Origin of the sequence: Burkholderia sp. RF7-non_BP4 (genome assembly GCF_001521935.1) — a bacterium.
In the GTDB taxonomy this organism is placed as follows: Bacteria; Pseudomonadota; Gammaproteobacteria; order Burkholderiales; family Burkholderiaceae; genus Burkholderia; species Burkholderia diffusa.
The window spans coordinates 1-1,094 of record NZ_LOTA01000029.1 but is presented as its reverse complement, the minus strand read 5'-3'; the positions used below and the strand labels follow the sequence as shown (position 1 = coordinate 1,094).

Below are 1,094 nucleotides of genomic sequence, written 5' to 3'. Positions count from 1 at the left end.
GAGGTGGCAATTGGAACAAGGGATCAAGCGGACGCAACGGGACTACAGCCTGGCTTTTAAGCTGTCGGTGGTGGCCCAGGTCGAAAAAGGCGAGCTGACGTATAAGGAGGCGCAGCGGCGCTACGGCATCCAGGGACGCTCGACCGTGCTGGTATGGTTACGTAAGCACGGCTTGCAGGATTGGGCCGATCCATCCGGCCGTGCGCGATCGGGTTCCCCCATGCCAAAGCAAGACTCAAAGCCGCTCACACCGGAGCAGCACATCAAGGAATTGGAGACGCAGTTGCGAGAGGCGCAGGAGAAAGCCGCGCTGTTCGAGGCCGTGCTCGACGTGATGCGCAAGGACTACGGGATCACCGTAAAAAAGCCTTCGGGCAGGTCCTCGCGCAAAGGCGGATCGAAAAGCTGAGCGTCGAGCGAGCCTGCCGCTACATGGGCATCAGCCGGCAAGCGTATTACAAGCGATGTCGCAGCGAGGAACGCCGCGGCACGCAAGCCGAAGCCGTGACGACGCTGGTGCGGGATATACGGCTGCGCCAGCCGAGACTCGGGACACGAAAACTGCACCATCTGCTCGAGCCCGTCTTGGGCGAGCGCGGCATCAAGCTCGGGCGAGATCGACTGTTCGACGTGCTGCGCGCCGCCCGCCTCTTGGTCGTGCCACACCGGGCGTACCACAAGACGACGCAGAGCCATCATCGCTTCCGGCGTCATCCGAATCTACTCAAACCCGGGCCGGATCAGGTCGTGCCGACCGGGCCCGAACAAGTGTGGGTGGCCGATATCACGTATCTGCCCACGGCTGGCCCGTTCGTGTACCTGAGCCTGATTACCGATGCGTTCTCGCGCAAGATCGTCGGTCATCACGTTCACGACAGCCTGCAGACCGAACAGGTCAGCCAGGCGCTGAAGAAGGCGTTGCGCCGTCGCCGAACCGGTCAGCCACTGATCCATCATTCCGATCGCGGGGTCCAGTACTGCTCGACCTACTATCAAGACATCCATCGACGTCACGGCTTGCGCTGTTCGATGACGGACGGCTACGACTGCTACCAGAATGCGCTGGCCGAGCGGGTCAACGGTATCCTCAAGGG

1 pseudogene is annotated in these 1,094 nt (G+C 62.1%); it reads left to right on the top strand.

Going from position 1 to position 1,094, the window contains the following annotated elements:
- Nucleotides 1–10 precede the first annotated feature (10 nt).
- Nucleotides 11–1,094 (top strand): annotated as a pseudogene (locus tag WS49_RS33435) (IS3 family transposase); the annotation flags it as partial.